The following is a 3,410-nucleotide window of genomic DNA, read 5'->3' as shown; positions in this document are numbered from 1 at the left end:
CCGCGGGTAGCTCCCGGCGTTCTGGGGGCCGGAGGCTCGGTGCTGGCTGCGGGTCCGTGCGCGCGCCGCTGGCTTTTGCCCGATCGCGTGCGGCTCGGTCGGGGTCTGGGGTAGGCTGGGGACGCGGCGTTTATACAAGGAAAAACCCGCCGCCCATTTCTGGGTCGGCGGGTTTTTCTAAGACATCGTATTGGATTTTTGCTAGGTCTGGCGGCGACTTACTCTCCCACGACTTAAGCCGCAGTACCATCAGCGCGACGGCACTTAACTTCCGGGTTCGGAATGGGACCGGGTGTTTTGCTCGTGCTATGACCACCAGACCGAGTAAAAATCCAATTGAGAGATATCAATCAGTCCAGGTCTGTGACTTCTGATCGTTCCTGATTTCTACTGGAACGGATCAAGCCTATCGGGCCATTAGTACCGGTCAACTGAACACATTGCTGTGCTTACATCTCCGGCCTATCGACGTGGTGGTCTACCACGGCCCTCAGGGATACCTTGTTTTGAGGGGGGCTTCCCGCTTAGATGCCTTCAGCGGTTATCCTTTCCGATCATAGCTACCCAGCACTGCTATTGGCATAACAACTGGTCCACCAGTGGATCGTTCACCCCGGTCCTCTCGTACTAGGGGCAACTCCTCTCAAGTATCCTACACCCACGGCAGATAGGGACCGAACTGTCTCACGACGTTCTAAACCCAGCTCACGTACCTCTTTAAACGGCGAACAGCCGTACCCTTGGGACCTGCTCCAGCCCCAGGATGAGATGAGCCGACATCGAGGTGCCAAACACTGCCGTCGATATGGACTCTTGGGCAGTATCAGCCTGTTATCCCCGGCGTACCTTTTATCCGTTGAGCGATGGCCCTTCCACTCGGGACCACCGGATCACTATGGCCGTCTTTCGACTCTGCTCGACTTGTCAGTCTCGCAGTCAGGCTGGCTTCTGCCATTGCACTCAACGAGCGATTTCCGACCGCTCTGAGCCAACCTTCGCGCGCCTCCGTTACGCTTTAGGAGGCGACCGCCCCAGTCAAACTACCCGCCACACAGGGTCCCGGAACCCGATAAGGGATCGCGGTTAGACATCAAGCAGAACAAGGGTGGTATCTCAAGGATGACTCCACAGGAACTGGCGTCCCTGCTTCGAAGTCTACCACCTATCCTGCACATGTTGTGCCTGATGCCAGTGTGAAGCTGTAGTAAAGGTGCACGGGGTCTTTCCGTCTAACCGCGGGAAGCCTGCATCTTGACAGGCAATTCAATTTCGCTGAGTCGATGTTGGAGACAGCGGGGAAGTCGTTACGCCATTCGTGCAGGTCGGAACTTACCCGACAAGGAATTTCGCTACCTTAGGACCGTTATAGTTACGGCCGCCGTTTACCTGGGCTTCAATTCGGAGCTTGCACTCCTCCTTTTAACCTTCAGGCACCGGGCAGGCGTCAGACCCTATACGTCGTCTTGCGACTTCGCAGAGCCCTGTGTTTTTAGTAAACAGTCGCCACCCCCTGGTTTGTGCCCCCGGATCCAAGTTGCCTTGAACCCGGGCCTCCTTCTCGCGAACTTACGGAGGTATTTTGCCGAGTTCCTTCAACATCGTTCTCTCAAGCGCCTTGGTATTCTCTACCAGTCCACCTGTGTCGGTTTAGGGTACGGTCTCATGTGGGGCTATTTCCTGGGACTGATTAGCGGCCCACCCAATCCGATAAGGGTGAACAACCTTCACAATCCGTCACATCCCACTGGCCCAGGAATATTAACCTGGTTCCCATCGCCTACGCCTTTCGGCCTCGGCTTAGGGGCCGGCTTACCCTGCTCAGATTAGCTTTAAGCAGGAACCCTTGGACTTTCGGCGAGAGTGTCTCTCACACTCTTTGTCGCTACTCATGTCATCATTCTCGCTAGTGATCTCTCCACCGGTTCCCTCACAGGCCGGCTTCACAGAAAGCTCCTTGCGTCCAATACGGTCCGAAGACCGATAAGGACGCATGGAGCTATGTCACACTACGCTCCGCTACCACTGCATACGCAGTCCTCAGCTTCGGCTCATGGCTTGAGCCCCGTTACATCTTCGCCGCAGGACAACTTGATTAGACCAGTGAGCTGTTACGCTATCTTTAAAGGATGGCTGCTTCTAAGCCAACCTCCTGGTTGTTTTGGTCGTCCCACCTGCTTTCCCACTTAGCCATGAATTGGGGGCCTTAGCTGGAGGTCAGGGTTGTTTCCCTCTCCACTACGGGCGTTAGCACCCGCAGTGTGTCTGCCATCTAGTACTCCCGGGTATTCGGAGTTTGGTTAGGATCAGTAAGCCTGTGGGGCCCCATTACCCATCCAGTGCTCTACCCCCCGGGGTATTCGGATGACGCTCTACCTAAATAGATTTCGCGGAGAACCAGCTATCTCCGAGTTTGATTGGCCTTTCACCCCTAGGCACAACTCATCCCGACCTTTTTCAACAGGTGTGGGTTCGGACCTCCAGTAAGTGTTACCTTACCTTCATCCTGGTCATGCCTAGATCACTCGGTTTCGGGTCTGATCCCACGAACTCGACGCCCTATTAAGACTCGCTTTCGCTGCGCCTACACCTAACGGCTTAAGCTTGCTCGTGAGACCAAGTCGATGACCCATTATACAAAAGGTACGCCGTCAGCTCGCAAGGAGCCTCCGACTGATTGTAGGCGTTCGGTTTCAGGTACTGTTTCACTCCCCTCGTCGGGGTGCTTTTCACCTTTCCCTCACGGTACTGGTTCGCTATCGGTCAGCAAGGAGTACTTAGCCTTCGAAGGTGGTCCTCCGATCTTCAGACAGGATTTCACGTGTCCCGCCCTACTTAATACGTCCGATCATGCTTCCCATACGGGACTGTCACCCACTATGGTCTGTCTTTCCAAACAGTTCTGGTCACATTCACGGCTCGGCTGGTCCCCGTTCGCTCGCCGCTACTAGGGGAGTATCAATTGATGTCCTTTCCTCCGGGTACTTAGATGTTTCAGTTCCCCGGGTTTGCTCTTCAAACCCTATGTGTTCAGGTAAGAAGTACCTGGTTCAGCTTGATATTGATTACCTTGCGGTAACAATATCGAACTGTCAGGTGGGTTGCCCCATTCGGAGATCCAGGGATCAAAGCCTATTCTCGGCTCCCCCTAGCTTATCGCAGAGTATCACGTCCTTCATCGCCTCTTGCTGCCAAGGCATCCACCAAACGCCCTTCTCGCGCTTGATCCGATCCAGAAGAAGACAGGAAACTGTCGCGACGCATTGTATCGTGCGGGCTGGTTCGTCCGCTGCGTCTCTGTTCTGGATCAGAAGTCATACATTTTCCCGCCTGGACCTACGTCCAGACTATGAGCAACCGTAGTTGCTCGGGTTAGTGTACTTGACTTGGACAACACTCATTCTTTGCGAAGA

General features: G+C 54.6%; 2 rRNA genes. Both read right to left on the bottom strand.

What is annotated here, in order from left to right:
• Positions 1–205: 205 nt before the first annotated feature.
• Positions 206–320 (bottom strand): 5S ribosomal RNA (gene rrf / locus LC066_RS21360).
• 76 nt (positions 321–396) lie between these two features.
• A 23S ribosomal RNA gene (locus LC066_RS21355) occupies positions 397–3,225 on the bottom strand.
• Positions 3,226–3,410: the final 185 nt, after the last annotated feature.

The organism is Pseudooceanicola marinus (assembly GCF_020177265.1).
GTDB lineage: Bacteria > Pseudomonadota > Alphaproteobacteria > Rhodobacterales > Rhodobacteraceae > Pseudooceanicola > Pseudooceanicola marinus_A.
This window is presented reverse-complemented; position numbering and strand designations above follow the sequence as displayed.